Source organism: Micromonospora sp. CA-248260, assembly GCF_050942205.1.
In the GTDB taxonomy this organism is placed as follows: Bacteria; Actinomycetota; Actinomycetes; order Mycobacteriales; family Micromonosporaceae; genus Micromonospora; species Micromonospora antibiotica.
The window spans coordinates 6,268,522-6,285,980 of sequence record NZ_CP192021.1 but is presented as its reverse complement, the minus strand read 5'-3'; the positions used below and the strand labels follow the sequence as shown (position 1 = coordinate 6,285,980).

The window sequence follows — 17,459 nt, the reverse complement described above, 5'->3', positions numbered from 1 at the left end:
GTCGGTGGTCGTCAGTCGCCGGGCAGCTCGTCGGTGTCCGGGTCGCCGGCGCGGGGGGTCGCGGTGGGGGTGGGGGTCTTCCGGTTCCCGGCGTGCGGGGTGGCCGAGGGGCTGGTGGCCTTGGCGGTGGGTTGGTCGACGCTGACGCCGGCCGCCCGGCGGTCCAGGACGCCCTTGTCGAGGTGCAGTTCGACCAGGTCGTAGATGATCTCGCGGACGGTCTGGTCGCCGGCCGGGACGGCACCGGCGTCGTCCCTGGTCACCAGGCAGTAGGCGACGTAGTGGCCGCGCACCTGCCAGGCGACGCGGGCGGCGGCGGTGGCGACCGACTCGGTGTCTTCCCTCGCGGGCATGCCCCGGAACCGGCCGCGCCGGTCGTCGAGCAGTGGGCGGATCCGGTCCCGGACGCGTTGCGCGGTGGCCAGGTCGGTCAGGTTGAGCAGGCCGACGGTGACCAGGTGGTCCTCGTCGGGGGAGCGCAGGGTGGCCCGGACCACCTGGCTGCACCCGAGGGTGACCAGCAGGTCGGCTATCTCGCCGGTGGCCGCGACGGCGCAGCTGGCGTTCGACTGGGTCTTGAGCACCTGGTATTCGTGCCGGTCGACGCCGATGACCAGCTTGCTGCCGGGGAAGACCTCCTTGGCGGTCAACGGCTGCCGGTCGACCTCCCGGGAGTCCAGTGGCCCGTCGGCCTGGTCGTCGGGGGTGGCGGTGCCCGGTGCCGTCGGCGCGGCCTGCCCGTTCGGCGACGTGTCGTCGGTCGGGGTGCGGTCGATGAGCAGGACGGCCCCGCCGAGCCCGCAGAGGCCGAGCAGCATCAGCACGGCGGCCCCGCCGACGACGATCTGCCAGCCGCGGCCACCCCGGCGGCCCCGGCCGTCGCCGGAGCGGCGGGACCTGGCGCGGTCCGGTGCGGACGTCGCGCCGGGCACCTGGACGGCGGACCGGATCGGGACGGGGTCGACCGTCGGCGGTGCCGGTTGGTTGACCCGGGGCAGCGACGGTGCCGGGAAGCGGGACGGGGAGGGCCCGGCCGCCGTGGTCGGCGGGGGCTGGAACAGCGGCAGGTCCGCGTCGGGCCGCGGGTTCTCCTCGAATGCGTCCTCAGCGGACTCGTACCGATATACCATGTCGCCCAGAGTAGGGTTCATTGCCCCTTTAGGGGGTAATAACAGGAAATACGGTCTGTGGCGCGTCGGGCGGGGACGCCGGCCGACGGCAGCCCCGCTCCGGACCGGTGGAACAATGCCCCGGTGACCGGCGACCACTACTTCACCGCGGAGCCCAGCGCCCCGGCCCACCCCCGCGAGGTGGAGTTCCACGTCGCCGGGCGCGACTACACACTCGCCTCCGCCAGCGGGGTCTTCTCCGCCACCCGGCTCGACCCCGGCACCGCCGTCCTGCTGCGCAAGGCCGACCTGCCGACCGCCGCCACCGGTGGCCACCTGCTCGACATCGGCTCCGGGTTCGGCCCGATCAGCTGCGTGCTGGCCGACCTCGCGCCGACCGCCACCGTCTGGGCGGTCGACGTCAACGAACGGGCCCGCGCACTGACCGCCGCGAACGCCGCCCGCATCGACGCCGCCGACCGGGTCCACGCGGTCACCCCCGACGAGGTGCCGGCCGACGTCACCTTCACCCAGGTCTGGTCCAACCCGCCGATCCACGTCGGCAAACCCGAACTGCACGGACTGCTGCGCCGCTGGCTGCCCCGGCTCGCCCCGGACGGCGTCGGCTGGCTGGTGGTGGCCCGCCACCTCGGCGGCGACTCGCTGCACCGCTGGCTGCTCGACGAGGGCTTCGCGGTGACCCGGCACGCCAGCCAGAAGGGCTACCGGGTGCTGCGGGTCACCCGGTAATCCGGTGTCCTCCGGCCCCACGCCTCGGGCAGGATGCCCGCGTGGGATACGTGGACGTGGCAGCGGTCGGGCACATCCTCCCGGACGGTCGGGAACTCTTCGCCGACGTGTCGTTCCGGGTCGGTGAGGGGGCCAAGGTCGCCCTGGTCGGGCCGAACGGCGCCGGCAAGACGACGCTGCTGAGGATGGTCGCCGGGGACCTGCCGGTGCGCACCGGCGCGGTCGCGCGGGCCGGCGGGCTCGGCGTGATGCGGCAGTTCATCGGCATGATCGGTGACGAGTCGACGCTGGCCGACCTGGCCCTGTCGCTGGCCCCGCCGGCGCTGCGCGACGCCGGCCGCCGGCTCGTCGACACCGAACAGGCCATGCGCGCCGCCGAGCTGCGCGGCAAGTACAGCACCGCCGCCGGCAAGGCCCAGCTGGCGTACGCGGACGCGCTGGCCGCCTGGGGCGAGGCCGGCGGGTACGACGCCGAGGTGCTCTTCGACACCGTCACCACCACCGTGCTCGACCTGCCCTGGGACGCGTCCCGGGACCGCCCGGTGCGGACCCTGTCCGGTGGCCAGCAGAAGCGCTTCGCCCTGGAGCTGCTGCTGCGGGGCACCGACGAGGTGCTGCTGCTCGACGAGCCGGACAACTTCCTCGACGTGCCCGGTAAACGTTGGCTGGAGCAACGGCTGCGCGAGTCCACCAAGTCGGTGCTGTACGTCTCACACGACCGGGAGCTGCTGGCCCGTACCGCCGACCGGGTGGTCGCCGTCGAGGGGGGCAGCGCCTGGGTGCACCCGGGGAGCTTCGCCAGCTGGCACGAGGCCCGCACCGCCCGGCACGCCCGCCTCGACGAGTTGCGTCGCCGCTGGGACGAGGAGCACCAGAAGCTGCGTGAGCTGATGCTGATGTACAAGCAGAAAGCCGCGTACAACGACGGGCTCGCCTCCCGTTACCAGGCGGCGCAGACCCGGCTGCGCAAGTTCGAGGAGGCCGGGCCGCCACCCGTACCGCCGAAGGACCAGGACATCCGGATGCAGCTGGCCGGCGGGCGGACCGGCAAGCGCGCGGTGATCTGCGAGCAGCTGGAGCTGGACGGCCTGACCTACCCCTTCGACCTGGAGCTGTGGTACGGCGACCGGGTGGCGGTGCTCGGGGCCAACGGCACCGGCAAGTCGCACTTCCTGCGCCTGCTGGCCCGGGGCGGCACCGACCCCGACCCGGCCAACGGCCCGGTCGACGGGGCCGCCGCGCTGGCCCCGGTGGCACACGGCGGGGTGGTCCGGCTGGGTGCCCGGGTCCGCCCGGGGCACTTCTCGCAGACCCACGACCGGCCGGAGCTGATGGCCAAGACCCTGGTCGAGGCGCTGTGGCGGGGCGACGAGCACCGGGCCGGAATGGACCGGCACGCGGCGATGGCGGCGCTGAGCCGCTACGAGCTGGCCGGCCAGGGCGACCAGCGCTTCGGCACCCTGTCCGGCGGTCAGCAGGCCCGGTTCCTGGTGCTGCTGCTGGAGCTGTCCGGGGCGACCCTGCTGCTGCTCGACGAGCCGACCGACAACCTCGACCTGGCCTCGGCCGAGGCGTTGGAGGCGGGACTGGCCGCGTTCGCCGGGACGGTCGTCGCGGTCACCCACGACCGCTGGTTCACCCGCTCGTTCGACCGGTTCGTGCTGTTCCGGGGGGACGGTGAGGTGGTGGAGACCCCGGAGCCGGTCTGGGACGTGGGCTGAGTCACCCACGCGGACCGTGAGGTGCCGACCCCGGCCGGTCGTCGGGCGGGGTCGGGGCCGGTCCGGGCGGCATAGGGTGGATCTCGTGACTGAGATGACCTACCGCCGGTTGGGCGACTCCGGGCTCGTGGTGTCCGTGGTCGGCATCGGCTGCAACAACTTCGGCCGCAAGCTCGACATCGACGGCACCCGGGCGGTGGTCGACGCCGCGCTCGACGCCGGGATCACCTTCTTCGACACCGCCGACATCTACGGCGAGCCCCCGGGGGGTTCCGAGGAACTGCTCGGGCAGGCCCTCAAGGGCCGCCGGGACGACGTGGTGCTGGCCACCAAGTTCGGCATGTCGATGGGCGGGCGCAACGGCCGCGACTTCGGGGTACGCGGGTCCCGGCGGTACGTGGTGCGGGCCGTCGAGGCGTCGCTGCGCCGGCTCGGCACCGACCACATCGACCTGTACCAGCTGCACGAACCCGACCCGGACACCCCGATCGACGAGACGCTCGCCGCGCTGGACGACCTGGTCCGCGCCGGCAAGGTGCGCTACCTGGGCAACTCCAACTTCTCCGGCTGGCAGATCGCCGACGCCGACTGGACGGCGAAGACCCGGGGGCTGACCCGGTTCGTCAGCGCGCAGAACCACTACAACCTGCTCCACCGCGACGCCGAGGTCGAGATCATTCCGGCCTGCGAGCGGTTCGGCCTGGGCCTGCTGCCGTTCTTCCCGCTCGCCAACGGGCTGCTCACCGGCAAGTACCGGCGGGACACCGCCCCACCCGCCGGCAGCCGCCTCTCCGGCGGTGGCCGGTACGCCGAGCGGCTCGCCGCGGCCCGCTGGGAGACCATCGAGGCGCTGGAGACGTTTGCGGCGCAGCGGGGGCTGACGCTGCTCCAGGTGGCCATCGGCGGGCTGGCCGCCCGACCGGCGGTGGCCTCCGTCATCGCCGGGGCCACCACCGCCGAGCAGGTCCGGGCGAACGCCGCCGCCGGCACCTGGCAGCCCACCGACGACGACCTCGACGCCCTGGACGCCCTGCTCTGACCGGCCCGGGTCGGACGCGGTCGGGCCCGGACACCGTCGCGGTGTCCGGGCCCGACCGGGTACCAGGTCGTCAGCCGGCCAGGCCGGTCGGCTCCCCGGGGTGGGCCCGGCGACGCCACCACAGCAGCGTCGACCCGGCGACGACGACCACCGCCAGCGCACCGGCCAGCCACGGCCAGCCGCCGAAGCCGTCGTCGGCGTCCCCGCCGGTGGGCGGCAGCGTGGCGGCGACCGGCGACGGCGACTGGGCCACCCGGGCCTGCACCTGAGCGGTCGCCGTGCTCTGGTAGGGGGCGGGGGCGCGGACCGTCACCCGCCAGTCGCCGGGGGAGAGCAGCGGGCCGCTGCTGTAGAAGCCCTGCCCCTCCCCGGACGGCTCGATCTGCACCGGCCCGGCCGTCCGGCCCCCCTCACCCTCGGCTGTCACGGTGAGCCGGACCGGCTGGTCCAGCCGGTGCCCGTCGGCGTACACGGCCATCACGGTCACCCCACCGGCGCCGTCACCGGCCACCGTCAGCTTGACCTTTCCGCCGTGCGCCGCCGCCGGACCCGCCGGCAGGGTCACCAGGGCCGCCACGACCAGCGCGGCGAGGGCTCTCAAGGTACGCATCGACGTCTCCCTTGCTATGTGGAGGGGCCGCCCCCACCGTCGGTGTCGACGGTGGGAGCGGCCCCGTGGTGCTCCTTACAGCGAACCGCCCTTGGCGATCCGGGTGGGGTCGGCACCGAGCCGGCCGGCCCCGTTGACCGACTTGTTGGCGTTCGCCTTGACGCCGGCCTTGGTGGCCGCGCCACCGAGCCGGACGATCATGGCGTCGGCGTCCCGGACCAGCACGTCCCGCACGTCGGTGTCGGTCACCACCGCGGGGTCGGTGGCCAACGCCTTGAAGGCGGTCAACTGCTGCACCGCCCGCTTGTCGTTGCCCGCCGCCTCGGACTCCCGTACCGCGTCCAGCTTGTTGGACAGCTGACGGTGCGCCTTGGTGGAGAGTCGTCCGGTCGCCTTGAACCGGTCCAGCAGGTTCTGCATGTCCCGGAACGAGGTGGTGACGAAGAACCGGACCGTCGAGGTGGTGGAGTTGCCCGCCTTGTCGGTCGCGGTCACCGTCAGCTCGTGCAGGCCGAGCGGCAGCTCGTACAGCGCCTGCAGGGTGCCGCTGGCGTACGCCCGACCGTCCAGCACGCCGGAGGTCGTCTTGATGCCGGAGGTCGGGTCGACCGCCTGCCACGAGATCCGGACGTCCTGGCTGTCACCGTAGAGTTGGCCGTCGGCGATGCCGGAGACCAGCAACGTCGGCTTGGTGCCGTCGATCTTGACGACCGCCGACTTCAGCGCCTCGACGTTGCCGGCGGCGTCGGTGGCCCGGTACAGCAGCTCGTGCGTGCCGTCCCCGGTCACCTCCACCGGCGTGGTGTACGCCGTCCAGGCGCCACCGTCGAGCGACCACTCCAGCTTCTTGACCCCGGAACCGGCGTCGGTGGAGGTGATCACCACCGGGACGGTGCCGTTGTGCCAGCCGTCGTCGTTGGCCGGGGCGAACGACGCCGAGCTGACCGGCGCGGTGGCGTCGATCTTCACGGCGACCTTCTTCGTCGCCTCCACGTTGCCGGCCGCGTCCGTCGACCGGAACCGCACCTCGTGGGTGCCGTCCCCGCTGACCTGCACCGGCTCGGTGTACGCGGTCCACGTGGTGGCCCCGTCGAGCTGGTACTCGGTGCTCGCCACCCCGCTACCGCCGGCCTCGTCGGCCGCCGCCAGCGTCACGGTGACCGGGCCGGTGTGCCAACCCTCGGTCGGGGTGCCGGAGACGGTGGCCGTGGTCACCGGGGCGGTCGTGTCGGCCGCCCTGGTGGAGAGCCGGAAGTAGTCGAACGAGGCCGTCTTCGAGGTGGCCGCGTTCGCGCCGAGGGTGAACAGACCGATCTTCGGGGTGGCCCCGACGGCGGTGTTCGTCACCGTCTCGAACGTGGTCCACTCCTGCCCGTCCGCCGAGTACGACGCGGTGAAGGTGTCACCGGCGCGGGCCAGCCGCAGGTACCACACCCCCGAGGTCAGGTTGGAGACCTGGGGCTGCGGGTTCTGCGTCGCCCCGGCGAGTTCGCCACGGAACTCGATCCGCCGGGAGACCGCCTGCCCGGCCTGGTTGTCCACGATGTAGTCCAACTTGACGTAGTTGTCGTCGTCGGCGTGGACGATCAGACCGGCCTGCTGGTACTGCTCGGCCAGGGCACTGCCGTCGACCTTCGTCTCCAGGGTCCAGTCACCGCTCGGCGCGGTCTGGAGGATGAAGTTCTTCGGCCCGGTGTTGTTGGTGCCGTAGATGTCACCGGACGGCACGTCGATCTTCAGCGCACCGTCGACCACCCGGTAACCGGCCGGGTCCTCACGGAGCACCGCGTTCCACCGGCACTTGTCGAGCGTGGTGCCGGTGAACTCGTCCGACGGGGTGACCGGGCCGGCCGGGGCGTCCGGCGAGACCAGGAACGAGTCGAACACCGCGTCCACCACCGGGGCGGTGGTGCCACCGTTGAGGGCGAGCAGGCCGATGCGCGGGTTGGTGATGCCGGCCAGCGCGGCGGACCGGCCGACCGGGGTGAACGTGACACCGTCGGTCGAGAACTGCGCGGTCAGGTTGGTGCCGTCGCTGATCAGCCGCAGCCAGATGGTGTCACCGGCCGGGGCGGCCACGGCGTCGGCCGCGTCGTTACGCGGAGTCCCGGCGGTCTCCCGGATGAACTCCACCTTGCGCGAACCGCCGTAGAGCAGGTCCACCTTGGCGTAGTTGTCGTCGTCGCCGTAGATCAGCAGGCCGGCCTGCTGGTAGTCGGCGGTGACGGGCACGGTGACCTTCGTGGTGGCCTGCCAGGCCCCGCTGGGTGCGGGCTGGAGCACCAGGTTGGTCGCGTCGTTACGGGAGCCGTACAGGTCACCCGAGGAGGTGGGCAGCCGCAGCGCCCCACCGGAGACCGAGTAGAGCTGGTTCTCCCGGACCACCGACCAGCGGTCCTTGTCGAGGCTGTTGCCGAGGAACTCGTCCGACCGCGCGCCGAGGCACGAGTTGGTCGGCGCGTCCACCTTGACCGGGACGGTCGCGTAGGACTTCGCACCCCGGTTGTCCGTCACCGTCAGGGTGGCGGTGAAGGTGCCCGGGGTGGTGTAGGTGTGGGTGGCGTTCAGGGTCGTCGCCGTCCCGCCGTCACCGAAGTCCCAGGCGTACGTCAGCGGGGTGTCACCCTCGGTGTCGGTGGCCGTGCCGGTGAAGGTCACGGTGACCGGCGCGGTGCCGGTCGCCGGGGTGGCGGTGGCCGTCACCTGCGGCGGCGCGTTGTCGGTGACGCCCCGGCCGATGAAGTCCATCCAGTTGACGTTGAACAGCGAACCCGCGCCACCGGCGGGGTCCTTGGCGACGAAGTACAGCGCGCCCTCCGCACCGGCCGTCACCGGCGCGGTCACGTCGACGAACTGCTGCCAGCCACCCGTGCTCGGCACGGTGGCCGTGGCCACGACCGGGCCGTCGACGGCACCGGCGTGCACGTCGATCCGACCGCCCTGGACCTCGGAGGCCACCCGGAACCGGATCTGCTCGACCCCGGTCAGGTTGGCCGGGACGAGCGACCACCAGTCGCCGTCCTCGATGAAGCCGATGTTCTGGCCGCCACCGGCGGGGTCGGTGGTGGTCTCCTTCTGCACGCCCGGGTCACCGCCGCCGGTGCTGCCCGGGGCCCGCCCGGTGGCCGTGTAGTACTCGGCCTGCTTGCGCTTGGGCTGGAGGATCTCGATCGCCCGACCGGTCAACGGGCCGGCGCCGCCGGTGCCGCCGTCGTCGGTGTAGGTGGCCTCGAAGACCGCGAAGACGTTGGCCTCCGCGCCGTGACCCGACGCCAGCGAGGTCTGCACGGTGCCGGTGCAGCCGGTGTGCTGCTCCAGCGGGTGGGCGTGCTCGTCGTGGCCGAGCAGCACCTGCAGCTGCACCCGGTCACAGTCGACGGTGCCGTCCTCCGGGTCGGTCACCTTGATCGTGTACTTGACCTGGTCGCCCCACTCGAAGAAACCGCCGCTGGGCGGGAACTCGATGGTCACCGTCGGGGCGGTGTTGCCGACCGTCACCGGCACGTTCGCCACGGCGGTGCGGCCCTTGGGGTTGGTGACGGTGAGCTGCGCGGTGTAGTCGCCGGCCGCGGTGTAGGTGTGGGTGGGGTTCGCCTCGGTGGAGGTCTGGCCGTCACCGAACTTCCACGCGTAGGTCAGCGTGCCGCCGTCCGGGTCACGCGACCCGGCGCTGGAGAAGTTCACGGTCAGCGGCGCGGCCCCGGAGGTGGGGTCGGCGCTGGCCTCGGCGATGGGGGCGCGGTCACCGGCGGTGTAGTCGATCCGGTAGACCCCGGAGTCGTCGTTGTTGCCGCCGAAACCGGTGCCCCACTCGATCATGTAGAGCGCGCCGTCCGGACCGAACTCGAAGTCCATCGGACGGATCATCGGCATGCCGGTGAGCAGCTGGTTGATGTCGACCAGCGTCTTGCCGTCCGCGCTGACCTGCATCGTGTACATCTTCGACTGGTTCCACTCGCCGAGCAGCGCCTTGCCGTCGTAGTACGCCGGCCACTTGCGGCTCGACGTGCTGTCGGCGTCGTAGCGGTAGACCGGGCCGCCCATCGGGGCACCGCCGCCACCGATCTCGGGGAAGCGTGGGTCGCCCGCGTAGCCGTAGTCCACCGTCGCCGCGATGGCCGGCGGCAGGTTGGTCAGGCCGGTGTTGTTGGGCGAGTCGTTGACCGGCGCGGCGCAGTCGAACTTCGCCCCGCTCGGCCCGGACGGGAAGGTGTAGTCGTTGTACGCCTTGTTGTTGCCGGTGCAGTATGGCCAGCCGTAGTTGCCGGCGGTGGCGACGATGTTCCACTCCACCAGGCCCTCGGGGCCCCGGTTCGGGTTGGCCGTCGAGGCGTCCGGCCCGTAGTCGGCGACGTAGAGGGTGTCGGTCTTCTGGTCGACGCCGATCCGGAACGGGTTACGGAAGCCCATGCCGAAGATCTCGGGACGGGTCTTCGCGGTGCCCGGGGCGAACAGGTTGCCCGTCGGGATCGTGTAGGTGCCGTCGTCCTCCGGGTGCACCCGGATCACCTTGCCGCGCAGGTCGTTGGTGTTTCCGGCGCTGCGCTGCGCGTCGTAGTCCTGCCGGCCGGCCCGCTCGTCGATCGGGGTGAAGGCGCTCGACTCGAACGGGTTGGTGTTGTCGCCGGTGGCCAGGTAGAGGTTGCCCTGCGAGTCGAAGGTCATGCTGCCGCCGGCGTGGCAGCAGGTGTTGCGCTGCGTGTCGACCTGGAGGATGACCTTCTCGGTGGCCTTGTCGATGGTGTCACCGTTGACGGTGAACCGGGACAGGTAGTTGCGCGGGGCGCCACCGGCCGGTGCGTAGTACAGGTAGATCCACTTGTTGGTGGCGAAGTCCGGGTCGAGGCGCAGCCCGAGCAGGCCGTCCTCGTTGCCGGTGAAGACGTCCAGCCGGGTCGCGGTGACCGTGTTGCCGGTGTCCGGCTTCACGATCTGCACCCGGCCGTCGCGCTCGGCGTAGAACACCCGGCCGTCCGGAGCGATGTCCAGCTCCATCGGGTTGTTGGTGTTGCTGTCGAGGGTGACCTTCTCGAAGTTCGCGGTCTTGGAGGCGCCGCAGTCGGCGTTCTCGACGCCGGCCGCGGTGCGGATGCCGCCGAGCAGGTGGCTGAGGAACTCCGGCTCGGTGTACGACGCCTGGGTGTGGCCGCCGCCGGTGTACCAGGACCGACCGCCGTCGTAGTCCTGGCACCAGGCGGTGGGGTGGTCGGCGCCCATCGCGCCGGCACCCGGGCTGTAGGACTTCTCGTCCAGGCTGGCCAGCACGTGCACCTTGGAGCGCGGGTTGGTGCGGAAGTTGTACCACTCGTCGAACCGGGACCAGCGGTCCGGCAGGTCGGCGGTCGACGGGTGCGCGTGGTCCTCGACCTTGACGGTGGCCTGCTGGTTGGCGGGGTGGCCGGAGAAGTACGCGCCGACCAGGTTGCCGTACCAGGCCCAGTCGTACTCGGTGTCGGAGGCGGCGTGCACGCCGGCGTAGCCGCCGCCGGCCTTGATGTAGCGCTCGAACGCGGCCTGCTGGGTGGCGTCGAGGACGTCACCGGTGGTGGAGAGCCAGATCACCGCCTGGTATTTCGCCAGGTTGGTGTCGTTGAAGGCGGCTCCGTCCTCGGTGGTGTCGACGGTGAACCCGTTGTCAGTGCCGAGCTTCTGGATCGCGGCGATGCCGGCCGGGATGGCGTCGTGCCGGAATCCGGCGGTCTTGGAGAAGACCAGGACCGAGAAGGGTTCGGCGGCGGCTGCCGCCGGTGCCGGTGCGGCCTGTGGCTGGGCCGCCGCGACGGGAGCGGCCTGGGCGGCGGTGCCGCCGATCAGGCCGCTGGCGAGTAGGGAGAGGGCCAGTAGACCGGCACCCAGTGGGCCGCGACGGGCGCGGCGATGGCGGGATGGAGACACTCCATGCTCCTTTTGTCCGTGCTGGACAGTGGTGGGGGCATGGGGACGACTCGCCGCAGACCGTCCCCGGTCGGATCGGTGTGGGCCCGCCGAGGTCCGCACCAGTGGCGATCAGGTGCGGGCCACGCCGAGGCTCCGCACCGGAATAATGTCGATCGGTTGAACAAATTAGCGCCGCTGGATTGGTTTCCGGCAAGGCATGAGCATGTAACGATTCGGTATCGGCGACTCGCTTTTCCGGCTTATGTGGATACAAGCCCACAACCGTACGCATCGATAGTCCTGGATCAATCTAACATCCCTTGGCGGATCAGCGGATCTGTCGTACGGTCACAGGCACGTGACCCACGGGAGCCCGGTACACCGGGCTGAGAGGGGGGCTGAGAGCCCCCGACCGTCGAACCTGATCCGGGTAATGCCGGCGCAGGGAGGAGAGTTGCCGTGCCGTCCCTCGGCCGACTGCATCTGATCACCGACACCCGACCCGGGTGCGACCCGCTCGCCGTCGTCCGCGCCGCCCTCCCGGTGGCCCGCGCCGACCTCGTCGTCCAGGTCCGGGTGACCGACGACACCACCGACCGGCAGGCGTACGACCTGGCCCGACGGGTACGCGCGCTCTGCCTGCCGTACGAGGCGACCTGCCTGGTCAACGACCGGCTGCACGTCGCCCTCGCGGTGGACGCCCACGGCGGCCACGTCGGCGCGGACGACCTGCCCGTCGCGGCGGCCCGCCGGGTCCTCGGCCCCGCCGCCGTGCTCGGCGCGACCGCCCGGGAACCGGACGCCGCCGCCCGGGCCGTCGCCGCCGGGGCCAGCTACCTGGGCGTCGGCCCGTGCCATCCCACCGCCACCAAGACCGGCCTGCCCGACCCGATCGGCCCCGCCGGCATCCACGCCGTCGTCGCCGCCGTCGCCGTGCCGGTGATCGCCATCGGCGGGGTCACCGCCGCCACCGTGCCGGCGCTGCGGGCCGCCGGGGCGTACGGCGTGGCGGTGGTCGGGGCGCTGTCCACCGCCGCCGACCCGGGCCGGGCCACCGCCGAACTGATCGCGGCACTGACGTGCTGACCCGGCCCGACGTCGCCATCGTGGGCGCGGGGCCGGTCGGATTGGCGATCGCCTGGCGCTGCGCCACCCGGGGCCTGCGGGTGACCGTGCACGACCCGGCCCCCGGCTCCGGCGCGTCCCGGGTCGCCGCCGGGATGCTCGCCCCGGTCGCCGAGGCGTACTTCGGGGAACGGGAACTGACCGGGCTGCTCACCGCGTCCGCCGCCCGCTGGCCGGGTTTCGCCGCCGACCTGACCGCCGCCACCGGCAGCGAGTTCGGCTACCGCACCGACGGCACCCTCGTCGTCGGGCTCACCGGGGACGACCTGGCCGAGGCCCACCGGCTCTGGTCGTACCAGCAGGGGTTGGGGCTGCCGATCAGCGCGCTGCGCCCGTCGCAGCTGCGGGAGCGCGAACCGGCGCTGACCCCCCGGCTGCGCGGCGGCGCGGTCGCCCCCGGCGACCACCAGGTCGACCCGCGCCGGCTGGTCGACGCGCTACGGGTCGCCGCCGAGCGGGCCGGCGCGACCCTGCTGCCCGGCGCGGTGACCCGACTGGCCGAGGTGGACGCGCCCGTCGTCGTGGTCGCCGCCGGCTGCGGCGCCGCCGCGCTGACCGGGCTGCCGGTCCGCCCGGTCAAGGGCCAGGTGCTGCGGCTGCGCGCGCCCGACCACCGCCCGCCCGGCTTCCGGCACGTCATCCGGGGGTACGCCGACGGCGAGTCGGTCTACCTCGTCCCCCGCGACGACGGCGAGGTGGTGCTCGGGGCGACCGTCGAGGAACGCGCCGACACCGAGGTGACCACCGGGGCGGTGCTGCGGCTGCTCCGGGCCGCCGTCGACCTCGTCCCCGAACTCGCCGAGTACGCGCTGACCGAGGCCACCGCCGGGCTGCGCCCCGGCACCCCGGACAACGCGCCGATCCTCGGCCCGCTGCCCGACCGGCCCGGCGTGCTCGCCGCCACCGGCCACCACCGGCACGGCATCGTGCTCACCCCGGTCACCGCCGACCTGATCACCGACCTGATCGTCACCGGTCAGCCGGACCCACTGCTCACCCCCTTCACCGCCGACCGGTTCCACTGAGGAGGAAGACGTGCGACTGATCGTCAACGGCGTCGGACGCGAGCTGACCGGCGGCACGACCGTCGCGGACCTGGTCGCCACGGTCACCGGGCAGCGGCGCGGAATCGCCGTCGCGGTCAACGGCGAGGTGGTCCCCCGGGGCGGCTGGCCCGCCACCGAGCTGCGCGACGGCGACCGGGTCGAGGTGCTCAGCGCCGCCCAGGGCGGGTGACCCGGATGCCCCTCACCATCGCCGGACAGACCTTCTCCTCCCGGCTCATCCTCGGCACCGGCGGCGCGGCCAACCTGCACGTGCTGGAACAGGCGATCCGGGCCTCCGGCACCGAACTGGTCACCCTCGCCCTGCGCCGCGTCGACACCGCCCCCGGCACCGCCGGTGGCCTGCTCGACCTGCTCGACCGGTGCGCGGTGCGGCTGCTGCCCAACACCGCCGGCTGCTACACCGCCGCCGAGGCGGTCAAGGTCGCCAGGCTGGCCCGGGAGGCGTTCGACACCGACTGGGTCAAGCTGGAGGTGATCGGCGACGAACGCACCCTGCTCCCGGACGGGGTGGAGCTGCTGCGGGCCGCCGAGGAACTCGTCGCCGACGGCTTCGTCGTGCTGCCGTACACCTCCGACGACCCGGTGCTGGCCCGCCGGCTGGCCGACGTCGGCTGCGCGGCGGTGATGCCGGCCGGTGCGCCGATCGGTTCCGGACTGGGCATCACCAACCCGCACCACATCCGGCTCATCCGGCAGAGCATCGACGTGCCGGTGATCCTCGACGCCGGGATCGGCACCGCCTCCGACGCGGCGCTCGCCATGGAACTGGGCTGCGACGGGGTGCTGCTGGCCAGCGCCGTCACCCGGGCCGCCGACCCGACGGCGATGGCCACCGCCATGCGGTACGGCGTACGGGCCGGACGGCTCGCGTACAACGCCGGGCGGATACCCCGCCGCTTCCACGCCCTCGCCTCCACCCCCGACGACGGAAGACCCGACCTGTGACCCGCCCGGCCGCCCCACCCCTCCTCCGGCCGGCCGGGGTGGTGCTGCTGACCGACCGGCTGGTGGCGCGCGGTGACCTCGTCGACGTCGTCGCGGGGGCGGTACGCGGCGGGGTGCGGTGGGTGGTGCTGCGGGAGAGGGACCTGCCCCGCGCCGAACGGGCCGCCCTCGCCGTCGACCTGCGGGCCGTCCTGGCGCAGGCCGGCGGCACCCTGATCGTGGCCGGCCCCGACCCGCTCGACGACGGCTCCGACGGCTCCGACCCGCCCGGCCCGGACCCGGGTGGTGCCGGTGGGGCGGTGCATCTGGCAGCAGTCGGGCCGTACCCGCCGCCGGCCGTGCGGCTCGTCGGTCGGTCCTGTCACGACCCGGCCGAGCTGGCCCGGCTCAGCACCGAGCACTACGTGACGCTCTCGCCGGTCTGGACCACCCGCAGCAAACCCGGCTACGGCCCACCCCTGCACCCGGACGGGCTTCGCCGGCTGGTCCGGCTCAGTCCGGTGCCCGTCCTCGCCCTGGGCGGTATCGAGACGCCGCAGCAGGTGACGGCCTGTGTCGAGGCGGGCGCGGTCGGGGTGGCGGTGCTCGGCGCGATCATGCGGGCCGCCGACCCGGCCGAGGTCGCCGCGACCCTTACCGGTGTCTTCGCCCCACGCCCGACGGACCGCACCCCGATCAGCGACACGTGGCCCGAGGAGGGGACATGACACCCACGACCGTGCTCACCATCGCCGGCTCCGACTCCGGCGGCGGCGCCGGCATCCAGGCCGACCTGAAGGTGTTCGCCGCCCTCGGCGCGTACGGGACCAGCGTGCTGACCGCCGTCACCGCGCAGAACACCCGGGGCGTGGACGCCGTGCTGCCGCTACCCCCACGCACCGTCACCGAGCAGCTCGACAGCGTGCTCGGCGACTTCGCGGTCCGGGCGGTGAAGACCGGGATGCTCGGCACCCCGGCGGTCGCCGACGCGGTGGCCGAGGCGGCGAAGGCGGGCCGGCTGCCGCACCTCGTCGTCGACCCGGTGCTCGTCGCCACCAGCGGACACCGGCTCGGGGTGGTCGCGGCCGTCGAGCGGCTGCTGCCGTACGCCCGGGTGGCGACGCCGAACTGCGCGGAGGCCGCCGCCCTCACCGGACGCCCGGTGACCACGGTCGAGGAGATGGTCGCCGCGGCGCAGGCCCTGGCGGCCGGCGGCCCCGAGTACGTGGTGGTCACCGGCGGTGACGTCGACGCGGCCGGCGAGTCGGTCGACGTGCTGGCCGACGGCGCAACGACCACCCTGCTGCGCGCCCCCCGGGTGGACACCCGGCACAGCCACGGCACCGGCTGCTCGTTCTCGGCGGCGATCGCCGTCCGGCTGGCCGCCGGCGACCCGGTGCCGGTCGCGGTCGCCACCGCCAAGGAGTACGTCACCCGTGCGCTGACCGGCGCGCGGGGTTGGGAACTGGGCGCGGGACGCGGCCCGCTGGACCACTTCGGCTGGTCCCGATGACCAACAGGGAGGCTGTCATGCAGGCACGTCGCAAGGTCTACGTCGAGGGGTCCCGGCCGGACGTCCGGGTGCCGTTCGCCGAGGTGGAGCTGGCCGGGGACAACCCGCCGCTGCGCCTCTACGACACCTCCGGCCCCGGCTCGGACCCGGAGGTGGGGCTGCCGCCGCTGCGCGGACCGTGGATCGCCGAGCGGGGCGACGTCGCGCCGGTCCGGGGCGCGGGCACCCCGCTGGCCGGCGTCGACGCCAAACGCCCCACCCAGCTCTGGTACGCCCGCGCCGGGGTGGTCACCCCGGAGATGGAGTTCGTGGCGATCCGGGAGGGGCTGCCGCCGGAGCTGGTGCGCGACGAGATCGCCGCCGGCCGGGCGGTGCTGCCACTCAACGTCAACCACCCCGAGTGCGAGCCGGCGATCATCGGCAAGGCGTTCCTGGTGAAGGTCAACGCCAACATCGGCACCTCGGCGGTGACCTCGTCGGTCGCCGAGGAGGTGGAGAAGCTGACCTGGGCCACCCGGTGGGGCGCGGACACCGTGATGGACCTGTCGACCGGCAAGCGCATCCACGAGACCCGGGAGGCGATCGTCCGCAACTCGCCGGTGCCGATCGGCACCGTGCCGATCTACCAGGCGCTGGAGAAGGTCGGTGGCGACCCGGTCAAGCTGAGCTGGGAGGTGTTCCGGGAGACCGTCATCGAGCAGGCCGAGCAGGGCGTCGACTACATGACGGTGCACGCGGGGGTGCTGCTGCCGTACGTGCCGCTGGCCGTCGACCGGGTCACCGGGATCGTCTCCCGGGGCGGTTCGATCATGGCGGCCTGGTGTCTGGCGCACCACGAGGAGAACTTCCTCTACACCAACTTCCGGGAGCTGTGCGCGATCCTCGCCCGCTACGACGTGACGTTCTCCCTCGGCGACGGGCTGCGACCCGGCTCGATCGCCGACGCCAACGACGAGGCCCAGTTCGCCGAGCTACGCACCCTCGGCGAGTTGACCCGGATCGCCTGGGAGTACGACGTGCAGGTGATGATCGAGGGCCCCGGCCACGTGCCGATGCACAAGATCAAGGAGAACGTGGACCTCCAGCAGGAGTGGTGCCACCAGGCCCCGTTCTACACCCTCGGCCCGCTGACCACCGACATCGCGCCCGCGTACGACCACATCACCTCGGCCATCGGGGCCGCGATGATCGGCATGTTCGGCACCGCCATGCTGTGCTACGTCACCCCGAAGGAACACCTCGGCCTGCCCGACCGGGACGACGTGAAGGCCGGCGTGATCGCGTACAAGATCGCCGCACACGCGGCCGACCTGGCCAAGGGGCACCCCGGCGCGCAGGCCTGGGACGACGCGCTGTCCAAGGCGCGGTTCGAGTTCCGCTGGGAAGACCAGTTCAACCTGTCGCTGGACCCGGAGACCGCCCGCGCCTACCACGACGCGACGCTCCCGGCGGAGCCGGCGAAGACCGCCCACTTCTGCTCCATGTGCGGCCCGAAATTCTGCTCCATGAAGATCACCCAGGAGCTGAAGGAGTACGCCGCCCAGGGCATGCAGGCCAAGTCAGCCGAATTCCGCTCCACCGGCAACCGCGTCTACCTCCCCCTAGCCTGACTCCCGCCCCCGCCCCCGCCCCCGCCCCCGCCCCCGTCCCCGCCCCCGCCCCCCTGCCCCCGTCCCCGCCCCCCCTGCCCCGGTGATCAAGAGGTTTGCGTCACGGGACGGCCG

The 17,459-nt window shown here is 73.0% G+C and carries 13 protein-coding genes and 1 riboswitch; of the genes, 10 read left to right on the top strand and 3 right to left on the bottom strand.

The window, feature by feature from the left end; all coding sequences use genetic code 11:
* Positions 1–11: 11 nt before the first annotated feature.
* The gene (locus ACQP2H_RS27120) at positions 12–1,130 is read right to left on the bottom strand and encodes a hypothetical protein (RefSeq protein ID WP_433229371.1); all 1,119 of its coding nucleotides are present in this window, start codon (positions 1,128–1,130) and stop codon (positions 12–14) included.
* A 123-nt stretch (positions 1,131–1,253) separates the two neighbouring features.
* Here ACQP2H_RS27120 and ACQP2H_RS27115 point away from each other — a divergent pair, with 123 nt between their 5' ends.
* The 3 genes from ACQP2H_RS27115 (at position 1,254) to ACQP2H_RS27105 (ending at position 4,619) form a co-directional block, all read left to right on the top strand.
* The gene (locus ACQP2H_RS27115; protein ID WP_219464739.1) at positions 1,254–1,859 is read left to right on the top strand and encodes a class I SAM-dependent methyltransferase; all 606 of its coding nucleotides are present in this window, start codon (positions 1,254–1,256) and stop codon (positions 1,857–1,859) included.
* Positions 1,860–1,900: 41 nt separating this feature from the next.
* Positions 1,901–3,580, top strand: coding sequence for an ABC-F family ATP-binding cassette domain-containing protein (locus tag ACQP2H_RS27110; protein WP_219464738.1), 1,680 nt, complete (start codon positions 1,901–1,903; stop codon positions 3,578–3,580).
* Between the two features lie 76 nt (positions 3,581–3,656).
* Positions 3,657–4,619, top strand: coding sequence for an aldo/keto reductase (locus ACQP2H_RS27105; protein WP_219464737.1), 963 nt, complete (start codon positions 3,657–3,659; stop codon positions 4,617–4,619).
* Positions 4,620–4,689: 70 nt separating this feature from the next.
* Here ACQP2H_RS27105 and ACQP2H_RS27100 read toward each other — a convergent pair whose 3' ends face one another.
* Positions 4,690–5,229 carry a hypothetical protein gene (locus ACQP2H_RS27100; RefSeq protein ID WP_219464735.1) on the bottom strand — a complete coding sequence of 180 codons (540 nt, stop codon included), beginning with the start codon at positions 5,227–5,229 and terminating at the stop codon, positions 4,690–4,692.
* Between the two features lie 75 nt (positions 5,230–5,304).
* Positions 5,305–11,124 carry a ThuA domain-containing protein gene (locus tag ACQP2H_RS27095; RefSeq protein ID WP_433229369.1) on the bottom strand — a complete coding sequence of 1,940 codons (5,820 nt, stop codon included), beginning with the start codon at positions 11,122–11,124 and terminating at the stop codon, positions 5,305–5,307.
* A gap of 337 nt (positions 11,125–11,461) precedes the next feature.
* A riboswitch (TPP riboswitch) is annotated at positions 11,462–11,571 on the top strand.
* On the opposite strand from ACQP2H_RS27095, the gene thiE reads away from it, so the two are divergent.
* From thiE to thiC, 7 genes are all read left to right on the top strand, one after another.
* The gene (gene thiE / locus ACQP2H_RS27090) at positions 11,566–12,192 is read left to right on the top strand and encodes a thiamine phosphate synthase (protein WP_433229367.1); all 627 of its coding nucleotides are present in this window, start codon (positions 11,566–11,568) and stop codon (positions 12,190–12,192) included. (Overlaps the previous riboswitch by 6 nt.)
* Entirely contained in the window at positions 12,186–13,256 is a 1,071-nt protein-coding gene (gene thiO, locus ACQP2H_RS27085) for a glycine oxidase ThiO (protein WP_433229366.1), read from the top strand. The genes thiE and thiO overlap by 7 nt, the downstream gene beginning before the upstream one ends.
* 10 nt (positions 13,257–13,266) lie before the next feature.
* Positions 13,267–13,467, top strand: a complete 201-nt coding sequence (gene thiS / locus ACQP2H_RS27080) for a sulfur carrier protein ThiS (RefSeq protein ID WP_208568188.1) — start codon at positions 13,267–13,269, stop codon at positions 13,465–13,467.
* 5 nt (positions 13,468–13,472) lie between these two features.
* The gene (locus tag ACQP2H_RS27075) at positions 13,473–14,243 is read left to right on the top strand and encodes a thiazole synthase (protein WP_433229364.1); all 771 of its coding nucleotides are present in this window, start codon (positions 13,473–13,475) and stop codon (positions 14,241–14,243) included.
* Entirely contained in the window at positions 14,240–14,950 is a 711-nt protein-coding gene (locus ACQP2H_RS27070) for a thiamine phosphate synthase (protein ID WP_433229362.1), read from the top strand. Before ACQP2H_RS27075 ends, ACQP2H_RS27070 begins: the two co-directional genes overlap by 4 nt.
* Positions 14,947–15,735, top strand: coding sequence for a bifunctional hydroxymethylpyrimidine kinase/phosphomethylpyrimidine kinase (gene thiD / locus ACQP2H_RS27065; protein WP_219464723.1), 789 nt, complete (start codon positions 14,947–14,949; stop codon positions 15,733–15,735). Before ACQP2H_RS27070 ends, thiD begins: the two co-directional genes overlap by 4 nt.
* Positions 15,736–15,752: 17 nt before the next feature.
* Positions 15,753–17,345 carry a phosphomethylpyrimidine synthase ThiC gene (thiC, locus tag ACQP2H_RS27060; RefSeq protein WP_219464721.1) on the top strand — a complete coding sequence of 531 codons (1,593 nt, stop codon included), beginning with the start codon at positions 15,753–15,755 and terminating at the stop codon, positions 17,343–17,345.
* Positions 17,346–17,459: the final 114 nt, after the last annotated feature.

Excerpts from the sequence above, each read along its gene's own strand:
- ACQP2H_RS27075 (WP_433229364.1), top strand. The coding sequence starts at position 13,473 with ATGCCCCTCACCATCGCCGGACAGACCTTCTCCTCCCGGCTCATCCTC.
- thiC (WP_219464721.1), top strand. The coding sequence starts at position 15,753 with ATGCAGGCACGTCGCAAGGTCTACGTCGAGGGGTCCCGGCCGGACGTC.
- ACQP2H_RS27120 (WP_433229371.1), bottom strand. The coding sequence starts at position 1,130 with ATGGTATATCGGTACGAGTCCGCTGAGGACGCATTCGAGGAGAACCCG.
- ACQP2H_RS27100 (WP_219464735.1), bottom strand. The coding sequence starts at position 5,229 with ATGCGTACCTTGAGAGCCCTCGCCGCGCTGGTCGTGGCGGCCCTGGTG.
- thiD (WP_219464723.1), top strand. The coding sequence starts at position 14,947 with ATGACACCCACGACCGTGCTCACCATCGCCGGCTCCGACTCCGGCGGC.